29 protein-coding genes are annotated in these 24,746 nt (G+C 42.0%); 27 read left to right on the top strand and 2 right to left on the bottom strand.

Annotation, left to right across the window (positions count from 1 at the left end; genetic code table 11):
- Nucleotides 1-69: 69 nt before the first annotated feature.
- The 3 genes from MKZ03_RS17065 to MKZ03_RS17055 all read left to right on the top strand — a co-directional run bounded on the left by MKZ03_RS17065 (nucleotide 70) and on the right by MKZ03_RS17055 (nucleotide 3,704).
- Complete coding sequence (locus MKZ03_RS17065; RefSeq protein WP_003214626.1) at nucleotides 70-672, top strand: thymidine kinase; 603 nt, start codon at nucleotides 70-72, stop codon at nucleotides 670-672.
- Nucleotides 673-951: 279 nt separating this feature from the next.
- Complete coding sequence (gene malS, locus MKZ03_RS17060; RefSeq protein WP_066031615.1) at nucleotides 952-2,652, top strand: oxaloacetate-decarboxylating malate dehydrogenase; 1,701 nt, start codon at nucleotides 952-954, stop codon at nucleotides 2,650-2,652.
- A gap of 95 nt (nucleotides 2,653-2,747) precedes the next feature.
- Complete coding sequence (locus MKZ03_RS17055; RefSeq protein WP_034666496.1) at nucleotides 2,748-3,704, top strand: AEC family transporter; 957 nt, start codon at nucleotides 2,748-2,750, stop codon at nucleotides 3,702-3,704.
- A gap of 34 nt (nucleotides 3,705-3,738) precedes the next feature.
- Here MKZ03_RS17055 and racA read toward each other — a convergent pair whose 3' ends face one another.
- Nucleotides 3,739-4,290 carry a chromosome-anchoring protein RacA gene (gene racA / locus MKZ03_RS17050; RefSeq protein ID WP_066031616.1) on the bottom strand — a complete coding sequence of 184 codons (552 nt, stop codon included), beginning with the start codon at nucleotides 4,288-4,290 and terminating at the stop codon, nucleotides 3,739-3,741.
- 210 nt (nucleotides 4,291-4,500) lie between these two features.
- Here racA and prfA point away from each other — a divergent pair, with 210 nt between their 5' ends.
- From prfA to MKZ03_RS16945, 21 genes are all read left to right on the top strand, one after another.
- Nucleotides 4,501-5,568, top strand: a complete 1,068-nt coding sequence (gene prfA, locus MKZ03_RS17045; protein WP_034660298.1) for a peptide chain release factor 1 — start codon at nucleotides 4,501-4,503, stop codon at nucleotides 5,566-5,568.
- Nucleotides 5,558-6,442, top strand: a complete 885-nt coding sequence (prmC, locus tag MKZ03_RS17040; RefSeq protein WP_066031617.1) for a peptide chain release factor N(5)-glutamine methyltransferase — start codon at nucleotides 5,558-5,560, stop codon at nucleotides 6,440-6,442. Before prfA ends, prmC begins: the two co-directional genes overlap by 11 nt.
- A gap of 142 nt (nucleotides 6,443-6,584) precedes the next feature.
- Complete coding sequence (locus MKZ03_RS17035) at nucleotides 6,585-7,064, top strand: hypothetical protein (RefSeq protein ID WP_034660296.1); 480 nt, start codon at nucleotides 6,585-6,587, stop codon at nucleotides 7,062-7,064.
- 119 nt (nucleotides 7,065-7,183) lie between these two features.
- Nucleotides 7,184-7,840, top strand: a complete 657-nt coding sequence (spoIIR, locus tag MKZ03_RS17030) for a stage II sporulation protein R (protein ID WP_034660295.1) — start codon at nucleotides 7,184-7,186, stop codon at nucleotides 7,838-7,840.
- A gap of 63 nt (nucleotides 7,841-7,903) precedes the next feature.
- On the top strand, nucleotides 7,904-8,347 hold the full coding sequence (locus tag MKZ03_RS17025; protein ID WP_034660294.1) for a GNAT family N-acetyltransferase: 444 nt from the start codon (nucleotides 7,904-7,906) through the stop codon (nucleotides 8,345-8,347).
- A 161-nt stretch (nucleotides 8,348-8,508) separates the two neighbouring features.
- Nucleotides 8,509-9,561 (top strand): L-threonylcarbamoyladenylate synthase, encoded by a 1,053-nt coding sequence (locus MKZ03_RS17020; protein ID WP_095285680.1) that lies wholly within the window; start codon nucleotides 8,509-8,511, stop codon nucleotides 9,559-9,561.
- Between the two features lie 60 nt (nucleotides 9,562-9,621).
- Nucleotides 9,622-10,176, top strand: coding sequence for a manganese efflux pump MntP (locus tag MKZ03_RS17015; protein WP_034660292.1), 555 nt, complete (start codon nucleotides 9,622-9,624; stop codon nucleotides 10,174-10,176).
- A 63-nt stretch (nucleotides 10,177-10,239) separates the two neighbouring features.
- Nucleotides 10,240-10,698 carry a low molecular weight protein arginine phosphatase gene (locus tag MKZ03_RS17010; RefSeq protein ID WP_106038975.1) on the top strand — a complete coding sequence of 153 codons (459 nt, stop codon included), beginning with the start codon at nucleotides 10,240-10,242 and terminating at the stop codon, nucleotides 10,696-10,698.
- Between the two features lie 140 nt (nucleotides 10,699-10,838).
- On the top strand, nucleotides 10,839-11,288 hold the full coding sequence (gene rpiB, locus MKZ03_RS17005) for a ribose 5-phosphate isomerase B (protein ID WP_003214714.1): 450 nt from the start codon (nucleotides 10,839-10,841) through the stop codon (nucleotides 11,286-11,288).
- Nucleotides 11,289-11,300: 12 nt separating this feature from the next.
- Entirely contained in the window at nucleotides 11,301-11,840 is a 540-nt protein-coding gene (locus tag MKZ03_RS17000; protein ID WP_058013477.1) for a TIGR01440 family protein, read from the top strand.
- Between the two features lie 177 nt (nucleotides 11,841-12,017).
- Nucleotides 12,018-13,265 (top strand): serine hydroxymethyltransferase, encoded by a 1,248-nt coding sequence (gene glyA / locus MKZ03_RS16995; protein WP_012011552.1) that lies wholly within the window; start codon nucleotides 12,018-12,020, stop codon nucleotides 13,263-13,265.
- 147 nt (nucleotides 13,266-13,412) lie between these two features.
- Nucleotides 13,413-14,042 (top strand): uracil phosphoribosyltransferase, encoded by a 630-nt coding sequence (upp, locus tag MKZ03_RS16990; RefSeq protein WP_003214553.1) that lies wholly within the window; start codon nucleotides 13,413-13,415, stop codon nucleotides 14,040-14,042.
- Nucleotides 14,043-14,538: 496 nt separating this feature from the next.
- Complete coding sequence (locus MKZ03_RS16985) at nucleotides 14,539-14,922, top strand: ATP synthase subunit I (protein ID WP_024423731.1); 384 nt, start codon at nucleotides 14,539-14,541, stop codon at nucleotides 14,920-14,922.
- 7 nt (nucleotides 14,923-14,929) lie between these two features.
- Nucleotides 14,930-15,664: a F0F1 ATP synthase subunit A gene (atpB, locus tag MKZ03_RS16980; RefSeq protein WP_003215198.1), complete on the top strand. Its 735-nt coding sequence runs from the start codon at nucleotides 14,930-14,932 to the stop codon at nucleotides 15,662-15,664.
- 48 nt (nucleotides 15,665-15,712) lie between these two features.
- Nucleotides 15,713-15,925, top strand: coding sequence for a F0F1 ATP synthase subunit C (gene atpE, locus MKZ03_RS16975; protein ID WP_003214968.1), 213 nt, complete (start codon nucleotides 15,713-15,715; stop codon nucleotides 15,923-15,925).
- A 120-nt stretch (nucleotides 15,926-16,045) separates the two neighbouring features.
- Nucleotides 16,046-16,567, top strand: a complete 522-nt coding sequence (gene atpF / locus MKZ03_RS16970; protein ID WP_034660288.1) for a F0F1 ATP synthase subunit B — start codon at nucleotides 16,046-16,048, stop codon at nucleotides 16,565-16,567.
- The gene (locus MKZ03_RS16965; protein WP_106056356.1) at nucleotides 16,564-17,109 is read left to right on the top strand and encodes a F0F1 ATP synthase subunit delta; all 546 of its coding nucleotides are present in this window, start codon (nucleotides 16,564-16,566) and stop codon (nucleotides 17,107-17,109) included. The genes atpF and MKZ03_RS16965 overlap by 4 nt, the downstream gene beginning before the upstream one ends.
- 16 nt (nucleotides 17,110-17,125) lie before the next feature.
- The gene (gene atpA / locus MKZ03_RS16960) at nucleotides 17,126-18,634 is read left to right on the top strand and encodes a F0F1 ATP synthase subunit alpha (protein ID WP_034660286.1); all 1,509 of its coding nucleotides are present in this window, start codon (nucleotides 17,126-17,128) and stop codon (nucleotides 18,632-18,634) included.
- A gap of 88 nt (nucleotides 18,635-18,722) precedes the next feature.
- Nucleotides 18,723-19,589: a F0F1 ATP synthase subunit gamma gene (locus MKZ03_RS16955; RefSeq protein WP_034660284.1), complete on the top strand. Its 867-nt coding sequence runs from the start codon at nucleotides 18,723-18,725 to the stop codon at nucleotides 19,587-19,589.
- Between the two features lie 24 nt (nucleotides 19,590-19,613).
- Nucleotides 19,614-21,035 carry a F0F1 ATP synthase subunit beta gene (atpD, locus tag MKZ03_RS16950; protein ID WP_034660283.1) on the top strand — a complete coding sequence of 474 codons (1,422 nt, stop codon included), beginning with the start codon at nucleotides 19,614-19,616 and terminating at the stop codon, nucleotides 21,033-21,035.
- A gap of 24 nt (nucleotides 21,036-21,059) precedes the next feature.
- Nucleotides 21,060-21,455, top strand: a complete 396-nt coding sequence (locus MKZ03_RS16945) for a F0F1 ATP synthase subunit epsilon (protein ID WP_034660282.1) — start codon at nucleotides 21,060-21,062, stop codon at nucleotides 21,453-21,455.
- A 41-nt stretch (nucleotides 21,456-21,496) separates the two neighbouring features.
- Here MKZ03_RS16945 and MKZ03_RS16940 read toward each other — a convergent pair whose 3' ends face one another.
- Complete coding sequence (locus MKZ03_RS16940; RefSeq protein WP_374955720.1) at nucleotides 21,497-22,003, bottom strand: hypothetical protein; 507 nt, start codon at nucleotides 22,001-22,003, stop codon at nucleotides 21,497-21,499.
- Nucleotides 22,004-22,140: 137 nt separating this feature from the next.
- On the opposite strand from MKZ03_RS16940, the gene MKZ03_RS16935 reads away from it, so the two are divergent.
- The 3 genes from MKZ03_RS16935 to murA all read left to right on the top strand — a co-directional run bounded on the left by MKZ03_RS16935 (nucleotide 22,141) and on the right by murA (nucleotide 24,574).
- Complete coding sequence (locus tag MKZ03_RS16935; RefSeq protein WP_034660280.1) at nucleotides 22,141-22,371, top strand: DUF1146 family protein; 231 nt, start codon at nucleotides 22,141-22,143, stop codon at nucleotides 22,369-22,371.
- Between the two features lie 128 nt (nucleotides 22,372-22,499).
- Nucleotides 22,500-23,234 carry a YwmB family TATA-box binding protein gene (locus MKZ03_RS16930; RefSeq protein ID WP_034660279.1) on the top strand — a complete coding sequence of 245 codons (735 nt, stop codon included), beginning with the start codon at nucleotides 22,500-22,502 and terminating at the stop codon, nucleotides 23,232-23,234.
- A gap of 32 nt (nucleotides 23,235-23,266) precedes the next feature.
- The gene (gene murA, locus MKZ03_RS16925; RefSeq protein WP_034660278.1) at nucleotides 23,267-24,574 is read left to right on the top strand and encodes a UDP-N-acetylglucosamine 1-carboxyvinyltransferase; all 1,308 of its coding nucleotides are present in this window, start codon (nucleotides 23,267-23,269) and stop codon (nucleotides 24,572-24,574) included.
- The last annotated feature ends 172 nt before the right edge of the window (nucleotides 24,575-24,746 follow it).

Below are 24,746 nucleotides of genomic sequence, written 5' to 3'. Positions count from 1 at the left end.
GGCAGGAATCCGTTCTTGCCTGTTTTTTTACGTGGATTGATGGAACTTTAAAACGGGGGAGAAGACCTTATGTATGTGATGAAACAAAGCGGTTGGCTTGAAGTCATCTGCGGAAGTATGTTTTCTGGAAAGTCGGAAGAATTGATTCGGAGAGCCAAAAGAGCCACCTTTGCCAAACAAGAAGTAAAAATATTCAAACCAGCGATTGATAACCGATATAGTACAAGCTCAGTTGTCTCACATAACGGTTCATCAGTCGATGGGATTGCAGTAGCCTCACCAAAAGACATAATAACGCACATATCAGAAAGAACCGATGTCATTGGCATTGATGAGGTGCAATTTTTTGATGAGACAATCATTGACATTGTCACTCAATTGGCTGATAAAGGTTACCGAGTCATTGTTGCAGGCCTTGATCAAGATTTCAGAGGAGAGCCATTTGGTGTTGTTCCGCATTTAATGGCATGTGCAGAGCTTGTAACAAAACTTCAAGCAGTTTGTTCGGTATGCGGCTCCCCAGCGAGTAGAACACAACGCTTGATCGACGGTAAACCCGCATCCTATGATGATCCTATTATTTTAGTAGGTGCGCAGGAATCATACGAAGCACGATGCAGACATCACCATGAAGTACCAAGACTTGACGTTGGTACAACACTTGACAATTAAAAAAATAGCAAATGCCGCTGTGTTTCGTTTTTCGAGATTTTGGCTGAACACCCATCATTTGTACTTAAATAAATTAAATAACGCTACGAAAAAATTATCTAATTTTCAACGCTTGCGTTTTAGCATAAGCAGGCATAAAATGACTAACTGTAGTGTAAAGCATTTTAACGAAAAGTTCGATTTCTTGTCATAATTTTTTTGATTAAGGATTTTCCTCCTTAATCGTTCTTTAAATTAATAGTTCACTTTATTTATATTTTAGAAAGAGGGTAGTTTTTGATGAACAACGTGAAGAAAACAAAAGAAGGGTACCTCGAAACCACTTTGACAGGTAAAGATGTATTATCGATTCCAACGTTGAACAAAGGCGTTGCTTTCTCTGAAGAAGAAAGACAAGAGCTTGGACTAGAAGGCTTACTTCCTCCAACTGTTCTCACTCTAGAACAACAAGCGGAGAGAGCGTACAAGCAATTTCTGGCACAGCCAGATCGTCTTCGTCAAAACGTATACTTAAGTGATTTGCAAAACCGTAACGAAGTATTGTTCTATAAGCTTCTAACAGACAAGCTTCGTGAAATGCTTCCTGTTGTGTACACACCAACTGTTGGTGAAGCGATTCAAGAATACAGCCATGAATACAGAAGACCTCATGGTGTCTATCTTTCAATCGACAACATTGACGGCATTGAGAAAGCATTTGAAAACTTACATGCAACAGCAGGAGATATTGACCTTATCGTTGCAACTGACTCTGAGAGCATTCTTGGAATTGGTGACTGGGGTGTTGGTGGTATCAACATCGCAATCGGTAAATTAGCTGTTTACACGGCTGCAGCAGGTATTGATCCAAGCCGCGTGATTCCAGTCGTATTAGATGTTGGCACAAACAATGAAAAATTATTGAATGATCCATTATACATCGGAAACCATCACAAACGTGTACAAGGTGAAAAATACGAAGAATTCATTGATGCTTATGTAAAAGCAGCGCTTAAATTCTTCCCGAAAGCCTTACTTCACTGGGAAGACCTTGGAAACAAAAATGCGCGTAACATCATGAAAAAATACAATGATAACATCTTAACGTTCAATGATGATATTCAAGGTACTGGTGCCATTACTTTAGCGGGTGTTCTTGCAGCTGTCAAGAAAACTGGTACTCAATTGAAAGATCACCGTGTTGTCATTTTCGGAGCTGGATCAGCTGGTATCGGAATCGCAGATCAAGTGCGTGACGCAATGGTCCTTGAAGGTCTAACGGAAGAAGAAGCAAACAATGCATTCTGGACATTAGACTACAGAGGTTTGCTAACAGATCAATTTGAAGATGAAGTGCTTGATTTCCAAAAACCATACCTTCGTTCTTCTGCTGAAGTAGAAGGCTGGGCACGCGATGAAAAAGGACAAATCTCATTTGCTGAAACTGTTCGCCAAGCGAAGCCAACAATCCTTATCGGTACATCAGGTCAAGGCGGTGCATTCACTGAAGAAATCATTAAAGAAATGGCAGCTCATACAGAGCGTCCAGTGATCATGCCAATGTCTAATCCAACACCACTTGCTGAAGCAGTGCCAGAGGATCTATTCAAATGGACAGACGGCCGTGCACTGATTGCGACAGGAAGCCCGTTCGAAAACGTTGAGTATAACGGAATCGAATATGAAATCGGACAATCAAACAATGCGTTCGTTTTCCCTGGACTTGGTCTTGGTTCGATCGTAACAGAATCAAAAATCATCACAAAAGCCATGTTCGTCGCTTCTGCGAATGCAATTGCTGAAATGGTTGATCATGAGAAACCAGGTGCTGGTCTACTGCCAAGCATTGATAAATTGCAAGAAGTGTCAATCCATGTGGCTGTTGAAGTAGCGAAAGCAGCTATTGAAGATGGTGTCGCAAGAAAAACGCCTGACAACATCGAACAAGCTGTGAAAGATGCAATGTGGATTCCTGAATATAAAAAAATTGTAAGAGCATAATAAAAAGTGTAACGCGGCATTGTTTCGAGTAATCTAAGCAATGCCGCAATAAATAAAATAAGAGACATGTAAAAGATTCAAGGAGGAATAGTAAGATGGACTTTTTAAATATTTTGATCCTCCTAGCACCGATTTTTTTCGTTATCGCGCTGGGTTGGTTCGCAGGGAACTTCGGCAGCTATGACGCTAAATCTGCAAAAGGTGTAAGTACACTTGTTACAAAGTATGCTTTGCCAGCGCACTTTATCGCCAGCATTCTGTCAACACCAAAAGATAAATTCTATAGTCAAATTCCATTTTTCATTGCATTGATTTTCGGAATCGTTGGTTTTTATATCATTATCCTTTTAGTTACGAAATTTGCTTTTAAATATGATTTAACAGATTCATCTGTTTTCTCGTTAAACTCAGCACAACCGACCTTTGCATTTATGGGGATTCCGGTCTTGGGCAGTTTATTTGGGGCTCAAGAAGTTGCAATTCCGATTGCTATTACCGGAATAGTTGTAAATGCATTGCTTGATCCAATTGCCATTATTGTGTCAACTGTCGGTGAAAAAACAAAAGGAAAAGCCAAAGACGGCGAAAGTTTCTTAAAAATGACAACAAAAGCGATTTTGCACGGTTTATCAGAGCCGCTTGCACTTGCACCGCTAGCAAGTATCATTCTTGTACTTTTAGGATTTAAACTTCCTGAAATCGGACATGAAATGTTAGAGGAAATCGGAAGTGTGACATCAGGGGTTGCACTATTCGCAGTCGGTGTCACTGTAGGTATTCGAAAAATTAAACTGAGCTTACCAGCATTTAGTATTGCACTATTAAAAGTAGCTGTACAACCGCTTCTTATGTATCTTATCGCCATTCTTATGGGTCTTTCGGCGGATGAAATTACAAAAGCTGTATTGCTTGTTGCCTTCCCAGGTTCAGCTGTTGCAGCGATGATCGCCACACGATTTGAGAAACAAGAGGCAGAAACTGCATCCGCATTTGTGATCAGTGCCATCATGTCACTCATTACATTACCGATCATTATTGCGCTTACCGTATAATATAGTAGAAGGCTGCCTCTTGAGGCAGCCTTTCTTAGCGAAATGAATGAAACAGAGGGAAGAGCACACGCTTTTTTTTGATGTCAGGGTGTGTGATTTCCTTTTTTTCTTCTATTTGAGAGGGTTGTTTCAAGCTCGCGGCAAGACGCTCAAGTTTAGTGGTGAGATCTTCAATTTCTCTGCGGTGCTGAAGCAGCTGGTAGGATACACCTTCATCTGCTTTTTTAGCCAGTTTCCGTTCGAGTTCTTGGAGTCGATTTTCTACATCAGTAGTGACATGCAATTGCTGCTGAATGAGCTGTTTCACTTGCTTTTCTAATGCTTCAATCCGCTTTGTGGAGGCATCAGTTTCTGCAGCAGGTGATAACTGTTGAACGGTTTCCTCGTGGATTGGCAGTCGAATGTCTTGGAGGATCACACCTTCACTCATTTGGTGTTTGACTTCTTTGAGCAGCTGTACAATATCTTCATGAAATTCATAATGTCCAAGTTCATTCCGGGCGACAGGGATGTTGAGCTGTTTAACCCAACGCTGAATCGTTTTTGAAGAAACACCAATTTCTTTTGCAACCTCATTTGTATTCAAACCAAATGCCCTCCCTTTTTTCAATTATAAGTACCATTCTCTTCAAGGAGGACCTGTTCCTTCACGTTAGACAAAACAAGTAACCAATCGCCAAAGATCGTGTTTTCTAGCGAAAAATTGCAGAAAATCAATTGTTTTGGAAATTTTTTTGACTGTCATACCCCGCTATACTATAATTAGACTGTTACGCACAAAACAGAGGTGAAGACCATGTTAGACCGTTTAAAATCAATTGAAGAACGCTATGAAAAGCTAAATGAATATTTAAGTGATCCTGAAGTGGTGAACGACCCTAAGAAGCTTCGTGAATATTCGAAGGAACAATCTGATATTCAAGAAACTGTTGAGGTATATAGACAATATCGTGCGGCATACGACCAGTTGAGTGAAGCGAAAGCAATGCTGGAAGAGAAGCTGGATGCCGAGATGCGCGACATGGTCAAAGAAGAAATTTCAGAGCTCACAGAGGAAACGGAACGTTTAGAAGACGAGCTGAAAATCTTGCTGATCCCGAAAGATCCAAATGACAACAAAAACGTTATTGTGGAGGTTCGTGGTGCAGCGGGAGGAGAAGAGGCCGCGCTTTTTGCTGGAAATCTTTACCGTATGTACAGCCGTTATGCTGAAATGCAAGGCTGGAAAACGGAAGTGATGGAAGCGAGTGTCACTGGCACAGGCGGTTATAAGGAGATTATCTTTATGATCAGCGGGAAAGGCGCATACTCCAAACTAAAGTTTGAAAACGGCGCACACCGCGTGCAGCGTGTTCCGGAAACAGAATCAGGCGGACGGATTCATACATCAACAGCGACAGTTGCTGTCTTGCCTGAGGCTGAAGAAGTTGAAATTGATATCCATGAAAAAGACATCCGTGTAGATACTTTCACATCAAGCGGACCTGGCGGACAAAGTGTCAATACGACCATGTCTGCTGTTCGATTAACTCACCTTCCAACAGGTGTGGTTGTATCCTGTCAGGATGAGAAGTCGCAAATCAAAAATAAAGAAAAAGCCATGAAAGTGTTGCGTGCGAGAATTTATGATAAATTCCAGCGTGAAGCACAGGCTGAATATGATCAAACGCGTAAATCTGCTGTTGGAACAGGGGATCGTTCAGAGCGTATCCGTACGTACAATTTCCCGCAAAACCGTGTAACGGACCACCGCATCGGATTGACGATTCAAAAGCTTGATCAAATTTTAGAAGGAAAACTTGACGAGGTCATAGATGCATTAATTATGGAAGACCAAGCAAGAAAGCTTCAAAATGCAAAATAATCAGCGAACCATCTTTGAAGCCCTTAAATGGGCTTCTTCTTTGTTAACGGAAGCCGGTAGAGACCAAAACGCAGCAGAGCTCCTTTTGATGCATGTAATGGGCCTAAGCAGAAGTGAACTTCTTGCACGATTTCATGATCTGCTGCCAGAGGAGCAAGATCGGTTGTTCAGCGAGTTTGTCACGCAGCATAAGAGAGGCGTGCCTGTTCAGCATCTAACGGGTATTGAATTCTTTTACGGCCGTCCCTTCGAGGTGAACAAACATGTTCTTATTCCTCGTCCTGAAACGGAAGAGGTCGTTTTGGCGGCGCTGAATCTGGTGAGTGACGTCTTCCCGCACGATCAGCCGCTCAAAGCAGTGGACGTTGGCACAGGAAGCGGGGCAATTGCGATTACGCTGGCTCTTGAAAAAGAAACATTATCTGTCACAGCAACGGATATTTCACATGAAGCACTTGCGGTAGCAAAGCGGAATCAACAAGCGCTTGGTGCAGACGTCCATTTTTTACAAGGTGACTTACTCGAACCTATCATGGATCAAGGCATCAAAGTGGATCTGTTTATTTCCAATCCACCTTATATTGCAGCAGAAGAAATGGACAGTTTGTCAGAGGTGGTTACGAAGCATGAGCCAGTGAATGCGCTGACAGATGGACGTGATGGTCTGTGGTTTTACAAGCGTCTCATTCGTGATCTTCACTGTGTACTTCATGAGCAGGCGGTCGTTGTCTTTGAAATTGGACATACGCAAGGGCAAGATGTAAAAGCACATCTCTTGCAGTCATTTCCCGCGGCAGATGTCCGCATCGTCAAGGACATAAACGGGAAAGACCGAGCTGTTTGCGCACACATTCAAAACGGAAAGTCCGGCTGAAAAAAGTCGGACTATTTTATTATGTAAAGATGAAACTTATGGTAAAAGAGAAACGTATATATAGAAGAATGAACATTCTGATCATGATTTTTTTACATAAATTTGTTTTGAAGGAGCGAATGGTGTGAACAGAAGGTATGCGATGGTGTTGGTCATCGTCAGTGTACTATTGATTGTGAGTGCTTGTGGTAAACCGAGCTTTAAAAAAGAAGCAGCAGCATTTGGAGAAAGCTATAAAAAAGCACAATACACAGTGAATCGAACAGATGACCTAACTGACATGAAGGAGAAGCTGAAGTTTTATTTAACTGAGCATGAATATCAAGAATATACACAAGACAGCATGTTCCCGAGCGTGTTAGAAGCAGCAAAGGATCAAGATTGTCAAATTAAGCTGAAGAAAATTACGTTTACGCCTTCAGATGAAAGCGATGACAGAATTGAATTTGACTATGAAATGATGATTCAATTTATTGATCAAAAAGGAAAGGTTAAAAAAGAAATCAAGAAAAAAGGAGCAATGACTGTCATCAAAACAGAATCAGGGTTAAAAATCAGCCGAGATTGGGATGGGAGACTGTACCCTTCCGATTACCAATCCTCACTCCAAAGCCGTTCTTAATGGGACGGCTTTTTTTGATTTGACTTATAATCTATTAAAAAAATCATTTTGTCTGTTTATGAGATGGGTTTCCTGGACACAATGTTTGTAGCGAAGAGAAAAAGTGGGGGGAACACATCATGTTTAAAAGTAAAATGATGATTTGTCTTTATATGTTTCTATTATTATGCGGTGCTTTTGCAAACCTTGGAAGGGAGGAGACAGCGGCTGCTTCTGCAAATCAGCCTGTTGTAATACCAGACGAAGCGATCCGCTTACGCATTTTAGCAAATAGTGATCGTTCAGCGGATCAGGATGTGAAAAGAAGCATTCGTGACGAGGTCAATGCCAATATGACAGAGTGGGTTAAAGACCTCACGTCCATTGAAGAAGCAAGACGTGTAATTCGGACCAAGCTGCCAGAAATCAATCGTATTGCCAAAGCGAAATTGAAGGAACAGCACATTGATCAATCCGTCTCAGTCAGCTTTCAAAAAGCCTCATTTCCAACAAAGCTATATGGGAATTTCGTCTATCCTGCAGGGGAATATGAAGCCATTTTAATTACACTTGGAGAAGGGGATGGAGCCAATTGGTGGTGTGTGTTATTCCCGCCGCTCTGCTTTATCGATTTTTCAAATGGAGAAGCCATCGCATCGCCAGAGGGGGATGAGGATAACCAAGTGACAGCGCAGCAAACAGATGAGTCTGTTAATGAAGTGGTGAAAGAAGAGAAAGAAGAGACCGGTGAAGTGAAATTCTTTTTATTCGAATGGGTCTCTAGTCTTTTCTCCTAAAAAAGGTATAAATCTGTTTTTGCCTCATAGAGTTGAAGTAAGAGATCAAAAAGAGGTGAAAGCATGTATTATCAATTAAGAATAGCCACAGAAGAAGATGCCCCAGCGATCAATGCTTTTCTTGAAAAGGGACAAGCGAAAGGCGGCGTCACGCTTGCAGAGCGTACGACATTTGTTGTCATGGAAGATGCGGACGGTCAGCTGGCGGGGTGTTTAGGTCTTGAACAGCTTAGTGAACAAGAGGGCTTGCTGCGGTCCCTTGTCATATCAGATAAACTAGGTCAGGGACACATCGTGTCTTTGTTCCAAAGTGTTCAAACGCTCGGAGGAAAAATAGGTGTGGATACTTTTTATGTCGTCGCAAACCACTCCTCCTCACATGACTTTTTGGCATTGATGGGCTTCACGCCATTAGAGGACATTCCAGAAAGCATGTGGGTATCTGCACATGCAAAAGAGATATTGGCGAAAGAACAAGCTGTGGTTCTTCATAAAAAAGGAAGTTAATCACAACATACTGGACTTATACACATACTTATCCACTGTTAAACAAGCGTTATCCACAAATTGTGGACAACGCTTGTTTTATTGATCATCATCTTTTATACTTTCAAAAGGATAATTGAGATATATCAACAGTTTTATCTTTTTTAAAAGGAGTTTGTATGATGTTAAATACAAAAAGGTGGTCTGTGGATTTAGAAAAGAGTTTATCCACATACTATCCACAAATTGAACAGGCAGCTGTGTTATTGCAGCAAAACGAAGTGGTCGCTTTTCCGACTGAGACTGTTTACGGACTAGGGGCAAATGCGAAAGAGACAGAAGCTGTCATGAAAATATATGAAGCGAAAGGGCGTCCAAGTGATAATCCATTGATTGTCCACATTGCGGAGGTTCAGCAGCTTCACGAATTTGCGCAAATAGAAAGTGAAAAAGCAAAGGCGCTGATGGAAGCCTTTTGGCCGGGCGCTTTAACCATTGTTCTTCCATGTAAGCCGGGTGCTTTATCAAAGCAGGTCACAGCAGGTTTATCCACGGTCGGTGTGAGAATGCCTGACCATCCGATTGCGCTTGAGCTCATCCGAGCAGCTGGTCTGCCGATTGCCGCACCAAGTGCCAACCGTTCAGGCAAACCTTCACCGACACAAGCTGACCATGTAGCGAGTGATCTCGATGGAAGAATCGCTGGGATTGTCGATGGCGGTTCAACTGGAATTGGCGTTGAGTCAACGGTTGTATCCTGTGTCGACGAGATTCCAGTGATCTTAAGGCCTGGCGGGATTACAAAAGAAGCTTTAGAAGAGGTAGTTGGAGCGGTCAGTATCGACCCGGGGCTGACAAAAAAGGACGAAGCGCCTGTATCGCCAGGAATGAAATACACACACTATGCACCTGAAGCTCAAATGTATCTTTTTTCTGGAAGTGATGAAGAGATGCAGCATCACATTCAAACATACCAGGCAGAAGGTCTAAAAGTGGGCGTGCTGACAACAGAAGAAAAGAAATCGTTGTTTGCGGCAGATGTTGTTTTCAGCTGTGGATGGAGAGGGAAACCTGAAACGATTGCGGCAAACTTATATCGTGTACTGAGACAATTTGATGAGACAGATGTAGATGTCATTATTTCAGAAGCTTTTTCAGAGCAGGGAGTGGGTTCAGCGATTATGAACCGTCTGCAAAAAGCGGCAGGAGGGCGTACTCTCTCTTCATTCAAATAGTTCTAACCCTTCTTGGACAAACATAGGTTAAAGGAGAATGCGTGTCCAAGGGGGATTTACATGTACGAACTAGCTGGCGAATTGCTGACGCTCAGCATCATGGCTTTTGCACTGGGAATGGATGCTTTTTCGGTTGGACTTGGCATGGGGATGGTTCAGCTGAGGTTCCGCCAGATCATTTATATTGGACTTGTCATTGGGATATTTCATATGTTTATGCCGCTTTTTGGTATGCTGACAGGTCAGCTCCTATCAGGCTGGCTCGGTCTCCTTGCCACCTATATCGGCGGGGCGCTGCTTTTGGTGCTCGGGCTGCAAATGATCGTTGCGTCTATTCGCAAAGAGGATAAACCATTTATCGCACCTGTTGGGGCTGGTCTCGTTCTTTTTGCAACAAGTGTCAGCTTAGACAGTTTTTCCGTTGGTTTAAGTCTCGGAATTTACGGTTCTCACGTGTGGATGACCATTTTATTGTTTGGTTTTTTTAGTATGATCCTCACATGGCTTGGATTATTACTCGGTAAACAGGTTCGATCATGGGTTGGATCATATAGCGGGGCGCTTGGCGGAATCATTTTACTAGCCTTTGGTATCAAATTATTATTTCCGCTCTAGTCAGTCTCCTTACATAACATGTAGAATGAAATGCTATATAATAGAAGAAAAGGAGGGCGAAAGATGAAAATCTTATTTGTTTGTACGGGAAATACATGCAGAAGTCCGATGGCTCAAGCCCTTTTTGCTTCAATTGCATATGATAAAGGTTTAGAGGTCACTGTTAAATCAGCGGGCATTTTTGCCTCAGATGCTGGGAAGGCTTCTCCTCAAGCGGTCGAAGCATTATTTGAGAAAAGCATTCCACTGAATCACTCTTCATCAAAACTGACAGAGGATCTTCTGCGAGAAGCAGATTACGTCTTCACCATGACCATGCAGCATAAACAGTTGATTGTGGAGCAATATGCGCATGCAAAAGACAAGATCTTCACTCTAAAGGAATTTGCGACAGGAACAGAAGGCGATGTATCCGATCCGTTTGGAGGAAGTCTGTCTGTTTATCAGGAAACACGTGATGAACTTGAAGCATTGCTCTATCAACTGGCTGAGAAATTGAAAAAAGATCAGACATCCTCATAATGGACAACCTGTAAAACCGTTGCGTCAACGGTTTTTCTGCTTTTGTTTGCAAATGACTAGGCAGAGGTTAAAATATAACTGTAAATAAAGAATAAATGTAAGGCATGACAGATCAACTCACCCTTAGGAGGAATTGCCCGATGAAAGTAGCCATTGCATCCGATCACGGCGGAACGAATATTCGTGAAGAAATCAAACAACTGATGGATGAATTGAAGATTGAATACATTGATATGGGTTGTGAATGTGGATCAGGTTCTGTAGACTACCCAGATTATGCTTTTCCTGTAGCTAATATGGTGGCAAACGGAGAAGTCGACCGCGGCATTTTAATTTGCGGGACAGGCATCGGTATGAGCATCTCAGCAAACAAAGTGAAAGGAATTCGCTGTGCGCTGGCGCATGATACATTTAGTGCGAAAGCGACTAGAGAACATAATGATACAAACGTCCTTGCGATGGGAGAGCGAGTCATTGGACCTGGATTAGCACGTGAGATTGCGCACATTTGGTTGACAACAGAATTTACGGCAGGACGACATGCTGTGCGGATTGGTAAAATCGCTGATTACGAAGAAAAGCACCTATAAGGAGCGCTTAACATGAACATTGGTCAAGATTGGCTTGAAATGTTAAAAGAGTTTCATCAAATGGTCGAACTGCGTGCTGGGCAAATCTTAGTGATCGGCTGCAGTACATCAGAAGTGGCTGGTGAGCATATTGGGACAGCAGGAAGTGAGCAAATAGCTGCGTCTATCTATCAAGAATTGGATCAGCTAAGACGAGAGACTGGCATTGAGCTCGCTTTCCAGTGCTGTGAGCATCTGAATCGTGCTCTTGTTGTGGAAGAAGAAGTGGCTTTCCGGCTTAACCTAGAGATTGTAGCGGCAGTACCTGTCCGAAAGGCGGGTGGTTCGATGGCGGCTCATGCGTATCAGCACATGGAACATCCTGTGTTAGTTGAATCCATCGAGGCGCATGCTGGAATCGATATCGGTGACACATTAATTGGGATGCATCTAAAGAGAGTCGCTGTACCTGTTCGCCTCAGTCGTCATCAATTAGGACATGCACATGTGACGTTTGCGAAAACGCGTCCGAAGCTGATTGGCGGAGAACGAGCGGTTTATACAAGATCATAGCTTAGATATATTTCTAATATAATGTTGAATAATGAAGACGATTCACCGCTTGAATATTCGGTTTTTCGCAAAAAAAGAAGGCGATTTTCTAAAAAAACTTTTACATTTCACTCAAAAACCGTGTACAATGAGATGGTGAAAACATCGAATGGAAATAGATTGGAGAGGATTTCGCTGATGAAACATTTACCTGAGCAAGACGCACAAGTATTCAAGGCAATTCAACTAGAGCGGAAACGCCAGCAGGACAAAATCGAATTAATTGCATCAGAAAACTTTGTAAGCGAAGCAGTCATGGAAGCACAGGGCTCTGTATTAACAAACAAATATGCAGAGGGCTACCCTGGTAAACGCTACTATGGCGGCTGTGAACATGTAGACGTTGTAGAAGATATCGCACGTGACCGCGCAAAAGAAATTTTTGGCGCTGAGTATGTGAACGTACAGCCTCACTCAGGTGCTCAAGCGAATATGGCCGTATACTTTACCATTCTTGAGCATGGCGATACAGTGCTAGGCATGAACTTATCACATGGCGGGCATTTAACGCACGGAAGCCCTGTTAACTTTAGTGGTGTACAGTACAACTTTGTAGAATATGGTGTCGATAAAGAAACGCAGCATATCGACTATCAAGATGTACTTGAAAAAGCACGTGAACATAAGCCGAAGCTAATTGTTGCGGGTGCAAGTGCATACCCACGTCAAATTGATTTCAAAAAGTTCCGTGAGATTGCGGATGAAGTCGGTGCTTACTTTATGGTCGACATGGCTCACATTGCAGGTCTTGTTGCAGTAGGTCTTCATCCAAATCCAGTTCCTTATGCAGATTTTGTGACAACGACAACTCACAAAACATTGCGTGGACCTCGCGGCGGAATGATTCTATGCCGTGAAGAGTTTGGTAAAAAGATCGACAAATCGATCTTCCCTGGTATTCAAGGTGGACCACTGATGCATGTCATCTCTGCAAAAGCTGTTTCTTTCGGTGAAGTATTGAACGGAGATTTCAAAACATATGCACAAAACGTCATTGATAATGCAAAGCAGCTAGCTGAAACCCTGTTATCTGAAGATATTCAGCTTGTATCTGGTGGAACGGATAACCATCTTGTTCTCATCGACTTGCGTTCTCTTGGCATCACAGGAAAAATTGCAGAAAATGTTCTTGATGAAATCGGTATTACAGTGAACAAAAATGCGATTCCTTATGATCCAGAAAAACCTTTTGTCACAAGTGGTGTACGTGTTGGTACAGCAGCAGTGACAAGCCGCGGTTTCGATCAAGAGGCGATGAAAGAAGTCGGTTCCATTATTGCGCTTGCTCTAAAACATCATGAAGATGAAGCGAAATTAGAAGAAGCGAAAAAGCGTGTATCTGATCTAACTGCCCGCTTCCCTCTATATAACGAATTAGATTATTAAAAAGCAGACCCATTTGCCTATTATTGGCATGTGGGTTTTTTTTGTAGGATTTGCGAATCATATTGAAAGATGACGTCTTTTTATGTAGAATTGTAGGAAGTGTGCAAAGTTCACCGGAAGATGACAGAAAAGGAGTTGTAGCAGGCAATGGCAAAGGTTTATGTATTTGATCACCCGCTTATTCAGCACAAACTTACATATATTCGTGACGTTCATACAGGAACAAAAGAATTTAGAGAGCTAGTGGATGAAGTCGCAACATTAATGGCATTTGAAATCACAAGAGACTTACCGCTTGAAGAGGTAGATGTAGAAACACCTGTACAAGTAGCCAAATCAAACGTGATCTCAGGGAAGAAACTCGGTGTTGTGCCAATTTTAAGAGCAGGTCTTGGAATGGTGGACGGGATTTTGAAACTCATTCCAGCTGCTAAAGTGGGACATGTCGGTTTATACCGTGATCCGAAAACATTAAAGCCTGTTGAATATTATGTGAAGCTTCCATCTGATGTGGAAGAGCGTGAATTTATCGTAGTAGATCCAATGCTTGCAACTGGCGGTTCAGCAGTCGAAGCATTGAACAGCTTGAAAAAACGCGGGGCGAAAAACATTCGCTTCATGTGTCTGATTGCTGCCCCTGAAGGTGTAGAAGAAATGCAAAAGCATCATCCTGACGTTGATATCTACATTGCAGCATTAGATGAGAAATTGAACGAAAAAGGTTACATTATCCCAGGTCTTGGTGATGCTGGTGACCGTATGTATGGAACGAAATAACATGTTTTAATAAAAGCCCACATGCAAACGTGCATGTGGGCTTTTTGAAATATATGACAAACGGTTGATATCGTTCTTAGAAAAATCAATGTATACTGAACATTAGCTGTTTTTTTCAATGAATGTCACGTGTCTCCTAAAGTTTGATGAAAATGTGAACATTTTGTGTGCTCTATCACTATAGAAAAGTTTTTTAACTTTCAACGGATTGACACATCATAGACGCTATTGTATGCTAAACGAGGGTATTATGGTAAGGTTTTCATAGCCTATAGCACTCTACTAATCCTCATTGTGAACCCTTTAATTATCAGGGTTTGTATCAGCGAATGAAGCAGCATCCCATAGATCTTTAGATTTCAAGTCTGATTGTGCAATTAGACCGATGGGTGATTGATTTTTTTCGAACAGGACTGCTTATCATAAGCGTCTTCTACGCAGTTTTCATCACCAATTATCACCTTTTTTACAATATTTTTCATCGGGAGTCAGATGAATGAACGATCCAAACGCGATTTTCCGCAGACAGAGTAAATATATGTTCTATCTATTGGCAATTTTTGTGTTTGGCTATGCCATGCCTGGTTTTAAACCACTGTTTCTTGGTTTCATTATCGGCACAATTTTTGCTTTCTTTAATTTATTCCTACTTATACGGAGAATGCACGCTTTTGATCGAGCGGTTAAAAAAGGAAAATCCATTCGTTCAATGGGAAGTACAGCCAGGTGGGCCAACGCAATTCTCGCAGTAGCGATTGCTTGGCGTTACCCTAATGAAGTTCATCTGGCAGGTGTTGTTATAGGATTAATGACAATATATCCTGTCATTATGATAGATTCCTTCATTCAACTTAAACGTTCTACTATGGAAGAGAGGTGAATACTCTTTGGGTCACAGTTCAAAAACTACAGAATTTTTAGGGTTAACGTTCAACTTATCCAATGTTCTCATGATTACGATTGCTAGTATCATCGTTCTTCTCATAGCGGTGCTGACTACTCGTGTTCTGTCTATTCGTCCGACAAAGGCGCAGAACTTCATGGAATGGATTGTTGATTTTGTTCGAAATATCATAGGTAGTTCGATGGACATGAAAACAGGAGCCCCATTTCTAGCGCTTGGCGTTACATTACTCATGTACATATTTGTTTCAAACATGCTTGGACTGCCATTCTCGATTACGGTCGATCACAACTTGTGGTGGAAATCACCAACAGCAGACCCTGCAATCACAATGACACTAGCGATTATGGTCATGGGATTGACACATTACTACGGTGTCAAGGCAAAAGGAGTCAAGGAATATACGAAAGACTACTTTAGACCAATTCCGCTTTTAGTACCATTGAAACTTATTGAAGAATTTGCAAACACGCTAACACTTGGTTTGCGTCTTTATGGAAACATTTTTGCTGGAGAGATTCTTCTTGGTTTGCTTGCAGGACTTGCGACCAATTTCTACACGCAAAACATTGCGCTTGGTATCGTTGGTACATTAGGTGCCATCGTGCCAATGATTGTATGGCAGGCATTCAGTTTGTTTGTCGGAACAATCCAAGCATTTATCTTCACCATGCTGACAATGGTGTACATTTCCCATAAAGTCAGCGATGAACACTAAAAAATTGAGAGTCCAAAAAGGACGTTATTTTAAAGGAGGAGCTTTTTAATGAATTTAATAGCAGCAGCAATTGCAATCGGTTTGGGAGCACTAGGAGCAGGTATTGGTAACGGTCTAATCGTATCTAAAACAGTTGAAGGAATCGCTCGTCAGCCAGAAGCTGGTAGAGAACTAAGAACACTTATGTTCATCGGGGTCGCTTTAGTTGAGGCACTTCCAATTATCGCTGTCGTTATCGCATTCTTGGCATTCTTTGGTTAATATGTGAGAAGCGTTCTAATATGAATTTTAATGGCGAAGATCAGATTAGTTCGAAACTTCGCCATTCCTTTATGTTTTGTTTCTTAACATATTATTTAAAGAAGGGAGTTGCCGTACTAAATGTCTCAGTTACCAGTGGTTTTAGGAGCAGGTGGCTTAAGTTTCAACGCCGGGGATATGTTATTCCAGCTTATCGCTATGCTCATCCTGCTTGCACTTTTAAAGAAATTTGCGCTTAAACCTTTATTAGGTATTATGAAGCAGCGTGAAGATTATATAGGAAATGAAATTTCAAGTGCTGAACAAAAGCACGTTCAAGCTGAAAAGCTTCTTGAAGAACAACGTGTCTTATTGAAAGAAGCACGCGAAGAATCACATACACTCATCGAAAATGCGAAAAAGATTGGTGAGAAACAAAAAGAAGAGATCATTCAAGCAGCACGTCAAGAGTCAGAGCGCTTGAAAGAGTCTGCTAGAACTGAAATCGTGAAAGAAAAAGAACAAGCTGTGGCTGCACTGCGCGAGCAGGTTGCATCACTATCTGTACTCATTGCATCTAAAGTGATTGAAAGAGAACTTGATGAGCAAGCACAAGAGAAATTGATTCAAGAGTATCTTAAAGAGGCAGGCGAAAGCCGATGAGCGTGACTATTGTCTCTAAGCGTTACGCTTCTGCTCTTTTTGACATCGTTCTTGCTTCTTCGGCAGTAGACGAAACTGAAAAAGAGCTGAATGAGATCAAAAAAGTTCTAAAGGCTGACCAAGAATTGAATGACTTTCTTGTTCATCCAAAGATTACGGCAGATAAAAAGAAACATTTGATTGCAGAAGCTTTCAAAGGTGTTTCGACACATGTATTGCACACAATGTATTTATTGATTGACCGCGGACGCACGAATATTTTCTCTGAAATGACGTCTGAGTTTGTGAAACTTGCAAACCGCACGAAACAAATAGACGATGCGGTCGTGTATTCAGTGAAACCGCTGAGCGGCGCTGAAATTCAATCTTTATCTGAAGTATTTGCCAAAAAAGCCGAAGTCACATCACTGCGTGTTGAAAATGTGATTGACAAGGATCTAATAGGCGGAGTGAAAATCCGTATCGGAAACCGCATTTATGACGGCAGTGTCAGCGGAAAGCTTTCCCGCATTGAACGTCAGCTTGCAGGCGAAAATCGTTAGAAGGGGTGAAACCTTAGTGAGTATCAAAGCTGAAGAGATTAGCGCGCTGATAAAGCAGCAAATCCAAAACTATCAATCTGAAATTGAAGTAAAAGATGTCGGTACAGTCATTCAAGTAGGGGACGGTATCGCGCGTGTACATGGCCTTGACAACATTATGGCAGGAGAGCTGGTTGAGTTCTCTAATGGTGTAATGGGTATGGCTCAAAACCTTGAGGAGTCTAACGTAGGTATCGTGATTTTAGGACCTTACAAAGATATCCGTGAAGGTGACGATGTAAAACGTACAGGTCGTATCATGGAGGTTCCAGTAGGTGAAGAATTAATCGGACGTATTGTGAACCCACTTGGTCAGCCTGTTGATGGACTAGGTCCAATCTTAACGAGCAAAACTCGTCCAATCGAAAGTGAAGCACCAGGCGTTATGGATCGTAAATCTGTACATGAGCCGCTTCAAACAGGGATTAAAGCAATTGATGCCTTGATTCCAATCGGACGCGGACAGCGTGAATTGATCATTGGTGACCGTCAAACAGGTAAAACATCTGTTGCAATTGATACGATCCTAAACCAAAAAGATCAAGACATGATCTGTATTTATGTAGCGATCGGACAAAAAGAATCAACGGTTCGTGGTGTTGTTGAAACACTTCGTAAGCATGGTGCGCTTGATTACACAATCGTAGTCACAGCTTCTGCATCACAGCCAGCCCCGCTTCTTTACCTTGCTCCTTATGCAGGTGTAACGATGGGTGAGGAATTCATGTATAACGGCAAGCACGTACTTGTTGTATATGATGACCTTTCTAAACAAGCGGCAGCTTACCGTGAGCTTTCATTATTGCTTCGCCGTCCTCCAGGTCGTGAGGCATTCCCTGGTGATGTTTTCTATCTTCACTCTCGTTTATTAGAGCGTGCAGCGAAGCTTAGTGACGAAAAGGGTGGCGGTTCTATCACAGCATTGCCTTTCGTAGAAACGCAAGCTGGCGATATCTCTGCATATATCCCAACAAACGTTATTTCAATCACAGATGGACAGATTTTCTTACAATCTGATCTCTTCTTCTCAGGCGTACGTCCAGCAGTAAACGCAGGATTGTCTGTATCTCGTGTAGGTGGTTCTGCACAAATCAAAGCGATGAAAAAGGTAGCAGGTACACTTCGTCTGGATCTTGCTTCTTATCGTGAGCTTGAAGCATTCGCTCAGTTTGGATCTGATCTAGACCAAGCGACTCAAGCAAAATTAAACCGTGGTGCTAGAACAGTTGAAGTCTTAAAACAAGACTTGAACAAACCGCTTAAAGTTGAAAAACAAGTAGCGATTCTTTATGCACTTACAAGAGGATACTTAGACGATGTCGCGATTGCTGATGTCAAACGTTTTGAAGCTGAGTTATTCATGTACATTGAAGAAAACCATAAAGACTTGTTTGACACCATCTCTCAAACAGGAAACATGCCTGCTGATGAAGAGTGGAATACAGCAATCGAAGGCTTTAAACGTACGTTTGCACCAAGCAACTAATTAGTAATCTTTCCGAGAGAAAAAGATTCTCTTTTTCTCTCTTTTCACGTAAATGAACACGGATTCCTGAAAAAAGGTGGTGAAATCTTTGGCCTCATTACGCGATATAAAGTCAAGGATCACGTCAACGAAAAAATCGAGTCAGATCACAAAAGCGATGCAAATGGTATCAGCTGCGAAACTGAATCGTGCTGAAAACAATGCGAAGTCTTTTGTTCCTTACATGGAGAAAATCCAGGAAGTGGTTGCTGCAATCGCAACTGGAACAAGTGCTAAGCACCCAATGCTTCTTTCAAGACCTGTCAAGAAAACAGGGTATCTCGTCATTACATCTGATCGGGGGCTTGCAGGACCTTTTAACAGCTCGATTTTGCGTGCCGCTTACCAAACCATTCAATCTCGTCATCAATCCGCTGATGAATATGCGGTGATTGTGATTGGTAAAATCGGACGCGACTTCTTCAAAAAGCGCGGTATTCCAGTTATTTCTGAAGTAACAGGGCTTGGTGACGAAGTAGCGTTTGCTGATATTAAAGAATTAGCAAGCAGTACAGTTCAAATGTTCTCTGATGAAGCGTTTGACGAACTTTACATGTTCTACAACCACTTTGTCAGTGCCATTTCACAAGAAGTAACAGAGAAGAAATTATTGCCGCTAACGGACCTTTCGGCCGCAGCGACACCAAATAAACGTTCCGCATCTTATGAGTTTGAGCCTTCTGAAGAAGAAATTCTTGAAGTTCTCCTTCCTCAATATGCAGAGAGTTTGATTTTCGGTGCGCTTCTTGACAGCAAAGCAAGTGAACATGCTGCAAGGATGACAGCAATGAAGAGTGCAACAGACAACGCAAAAGAATTGATCGACAACCTGACACTCTCTTATAACCGTGCTCGTCAAGCAGCGATTACACAAGAGATTACAGAAATTGTCGGCGGAGCAGCTGCCTTAGAATAGAAATAATTGTCAGGAGGGAATGCAATGAAAACAGGACGCATCAGTCAGATCATGGGACCAGTCGTAGACGTTCATTTTGAAGACGGTCACTTGCCTGAGATTTATAATGCGATCAGAGTTTCGCATAAAGCGGAAAGCGAAAGTGAAGTTACTATCGACTTAACTTTAGAAGTAGCACTACATTTAGGTGATAATACAGTCAGAACCATCGCAATGGCATCAACAGACGGTGTGAAGCGCGGTATGGAAGCTGTAGACCTTGGAAAACCAATTTCAGTACCAGTTGGTAACGTAACACTTGGACGTGTATTCAACGTACTGGGAGATAACATTGACTTAGATGAGCCACTTGGTGTGGAAGCTCAAAGAGATCCAATCCACAGACAAGCGCCTTCTTTTGATCAACTTTCTACAGAAGTTGAAATTCTTGAAACGGGTATTAAAGTTGTTGACCTTCTTGCTCCTTACATCAAGGGTGGAAAGATCGGTCTATTCGGTGGAGCCGGTGTAGGTAAAACCGTTCTGATTCAAGAATTGATCAACAACATCGCACAAGAACACGGCGGTATTTCTGTATTCGCTGGTGTTGGAGAGCGTACACGTGAAGGAAACGACCTTTACTACGAAATGAAAGATTCTGGCGTTATCGAAAAAACAGCCATGGTCTTCGGCCAAATGAACGAGCCACCAGGTGCACGTATGCGTGTTGCCCTAACTGGTTTGACAATGGCAGAGCATTTCCGTGATGAACTAGGTCAAGACGTATTGTTCTTCATCGATAACATCTATCGTTTTACCCAAGCAGGTTCTGAAGTATCAGCCCTTCTTGGACGTATGCCTTCAGCGGTAGGTTATCAGCCGACACTTGCAACAGAAATGGGTCAGCTGCAAGAGCGTATCACGTCTACAAACGTAGGATCGGTTACATCGATTCAAGCGATCTATGTACCTGCGGATGACTATACAGATCCAGCTCCAGCAACAACGTTCGCTCACCTTGATGCAACGACAAACCTTGAGCGTAAGCTGACTGAAATGGGTATTTACCCAGCGGTTGATCCTCTTGCTTCAACATCTCGTGCACTTGCACCTGAGATCGTTGGTGAAGAGCACTATGCTATTGCGCGTGAAGTGCAGCAAACATTGCAGCGTTATAAAGAACTACAAGATATCATTGCCATTTTAGGTATGGATGAATTATCTGAGGACGATAAGCTTGTGGTACACAGAGCACGTCGTGTTCAATTCTTCCTATCTCAAAACTTCCACGTAGCAGAGCAGTTCACTGGCCAAAAGGGTTCTTATGTGCCATTGAAAGAAACTGTTAAAGGCTTCAAGGAAATCTTATCTGGTAAATACGATCACCTTCCAGAAGATGCATTCCGCTTAGTTGGACGCATTGAAGAAGTGGTTGAAAAAGCCAAAGAGATGGGTGTAGAGGCCTAATCTGGTCCTTAGGAGGGTAAAAGCATGAAGACCGTTCAAGTCAATATCGTTACTCCCGACGGCCCAGTGTATGAAGCGGATGTGGAAATGGTCAGTGTCAGAGCAGAAAGCGGTGAGCTTGGTATTTTAGCTGGCCACGTTCCAATGGTTGCTCCGCTAAAAATCGGTGCAGTTCGCTTAAAACATAGTGGATCAACTGAATTGGTTGCAGTAAGTGGCGGATTTGTTGAAGTTCGCCCTGAACAAGTAACCATTCTTGCTCAGGCCGCTGAAACATCAGATAAAGTTGATGTCGATCGTGCTAAATCAGCGAAACAGCGTGCTGAAGAGCATTTGAACCACCCGAATGAAAGTGATGTACGCCGGGCGGAACTCGCATTAAAACGGGCGTTAAACCGTTTAAATGTAGCAGGGAAATAAAACAGAAAATCCTTCTTATCATTGTGATAAGAAGGATTTTTTTAGAATGACATGAGAGATTGGTACATCGACACATACGGGTGAGAATCCTGTTTTTCAAGATATAAGTGCTCGCAAAACTGCGTACTATGCCACGTTTTATTGTGCCGGCGCAAACCAAGCGTATATTGATGCGGAGAGTCCATATAAGGCCGTACTACCCAGTCAGCATCTGAATGATGACGGAGGACAACCTCTCCCATATACACACTCATCATCGCTTCTAATGCATCTATTGGCATTTTCCACTCAGCAAACAGCTGCTTGGTAAATGCATCAAAGTATAGTGATTCTAACTGATACAGGCTTTCCTCAGAATAATCCAAAGAAATGTTATGAAAATGACACAATTGCGCTAATTCTTCTAGCTGTGTCTGTCTATAATCAAAGTAGAAAGCAATGGCCTCCCATTCATGATCAAATGAGGGAACCAGTTCTCCGTACAAATCAACAAAGTCAGGAAAAGAATCTTTCAATGTGTTCAGCTCCTTCCACACGCAGTATATCATCTCCTTGGCACCAGGATAAGAGGGGATTTACTCTAAATGTAGCTCTTTTTTCCAAATGATTCATCTTTCCGATTTTCGAGGATATAATGAAAGGGAGTTTTCCTTTACAGAAATAAATAAAAGGAGGATTCAACTGTATGGAAGACGTAGGACAACAAGCCATCGTGAGTATTGTGATCCACCTGTTTTTTATTGCGGTTACATGGTGGGCATTGCTTGCCGTAAATATTGATCCACTGATTAAAAAAGGGAAAATCGTTCAGGCAAGATTGCTGATGATGCTCATTACCATTGCCATCGCATCTGCAGTCAGCAATTTCTTCCTTGATTACTTAAATTTCTCTAGACAAATTCCTTATATGTTCTAACATAAAAGGTTTGGTCACTGCCTTATGCGGGAACGTAAAAAGAAGCGTCAAAAGTATGGTCTTTGATGACTTTTCCACGTATGCATAGACCTTCTTGCGGCAACACTTGTAGCAAGGGGGAATGACAAGTGAGAAAGTATGTAAAAGGTTGGCCATTATTTGCGTTTATTCTTTTTTTTGTTCTGATGATTCAAGGTGTTCGTGCGGAAGAATCTTCTCCGCTCGCCCAAATAGCAGAAGGTCTGAAAAACCAGCAAATTGAAGTAGATGGATGGACCCTTCACGCCAAAACAAATGTAGACATTTCATCCGAACAATTTTCAAAAAAAGTGCAACGTTTGAAAGACGAACTACGACAGTATGAGTGGACCGAAAAAGAAGAGAAACATGTCACCAAAGTCACAGGAATTTACAAAGATGAAAAAAATGATACTTTATCGAAAATTTTACTCGTGAAGACCGACACAAAATCCAATCAAAAGTCGTATTTATTATATGAGCAAAAAGGTGCTCGCCCACTGAATACCTGGGAGCATACATATGATCAGTTCGTACGTCATGCAAAAAGCATATTACAAGAGAAATTTGTAATTTTTACTTGTCTCGATGGTCATGTAAATGGTATGATGGATGTTGTTTTGCAAAAAAAAGCTGAAACGTTAGCAAATGAATTTCAAGCAAAACCAGTTGAGTATCTCGTTGAGTCTAATTTTGTGTCGCTTTCCGCTTACACAGATAAGTGGGAACAGTTCATTATGACTTCAAATGATAAAATGAATGTTCAAATTGCCATCAGAAGTTCGGAAATGAACGAAAATCATACGATTACGGTTGGCACACCAATCGTAACGACTGAATATTAATATAGAGAATTTGGGACGCGGAGGGGAAGACCTTGGAAAAAATCATCGTCCGCGGCGGTCAAAAGTTAAACGGCACAGTTAAAGTAGAAGGCGCAAAAAATGCCGTTTTACCAGTTATCGCTGCATCTTTGTTAGCAAGTACAGAAAAAAGCGTAATTTGTGATGTACCTACGCTCTCCGATGTATATACAATCAATGAAGTGTTACGTCATTTAGGAGCAGAAGTACATTTTGAAAATAACGAAGTATCAGTGGATGCATCTCATGCACTAGAAACTGAGGCTCCGTTTGAGTATGTCCGTAAAATGCGAGCGTCTGTGCTCGTCATGGGACCACTTTTAGCAAGAACAGGTCATGCAAGAGTTGCATTACCTGGAGGCTGTGCGATTGGTTCAAGACCAATTGACCAGCATTTAAAAGGCTTTGAAGCAATGGGAGCTAAAATTCAAGTAGGAAATGGTTTCATCGAGGCTGAAGTAAAAGGCCGTTTAAAAGGTGCGAAAATCTATTTGGATTTCCCAAGTGTCGGTGCAACTGAAAACATCATCATGGCAGCAGCATTAGCTGAAGGAACAACGATTTTAGAAAACGTAGCAAAAGAACCTGAAATTGTTGATTTGGCAAACTACATCAATGCCATGGGCGGTAAGGTTCGCGGAGCTGGTACTGGTACAATCAAAATCGAAGGTGTGGAAACACTTCACGGTGCAAAACACAACATCATCCCTGACAGAATTGAAGCAGGTACTTTCATGGTGGCAGCAGCTATTACAGAAGGAAATGTTCTTGTAAAGGGCGCAGTGCCAGAGCACATGACATCACTTGTAGCAAAAATGGAAGAAATGGGTATTCAGATCATTGAAGAAGAAGAAGGTTTAAGAGTCATTGGACCATCTGAGCTCAAGCCAATCGATCTAAAAACAATGCCACATCCTGGTTTCCCAACGGATATGCAATCTCAGATGATGGCGCTATTGCTTCGTGCGAACGGAACAAGCATGATTACAGAAACGGTGTTTGAAAACCGCTTTATGCATGCTGAAGAATTCCGCCGCATGAATGGCGATATTAAAATTGAGGGTCGCTCTGTGATTATCAACGGGCCGGTTCAACTTCAAGGTGCTGAAGTATCAGCGACTGATTTAAGAGCAGGAGCAGCACTTGTACTTGCTGGATTAGTAGCAGAAGGTCATACACGTGTCACTGAGTTGAAGCATATCGATCGTGGTTATGTGAACTTCCACCAGAAGCTTGCAGCAATCGGTGCAGATATTGAAAGAGTAAACGATGAAACAGCAGATGTGACACAAGAACAAGTTGTATCAGATCTGAACGCGTAATCATAAAGAAATCAGTGTGTCCATGGGGCATGCTGATTTTTTTTAGAATCATAGAATGCTTTATTTTTAAAGCTTATCATTAGTGTATCCAACCATCTTAAATTTTATTCATAAAGACGAACAGTAAAATCAGTTGATAAACAGCCTCATATCTTCATCAAAAGACTTGTCC

It is taken from the genome of Bacillus sp. FSL R5-0431, from assembly GCF_038002985.1.
Taxonomy (GTDB): domain Bacteria; phylum Bacillota; class Bacilli; order Bacillales; family Bacillaceae; genus Bacillus.
The sequence above is the reverse complement of the archived record's forward strand: the minus strand, read 5'-3'. Positions and strand labels throughout refer to the sequence as shown.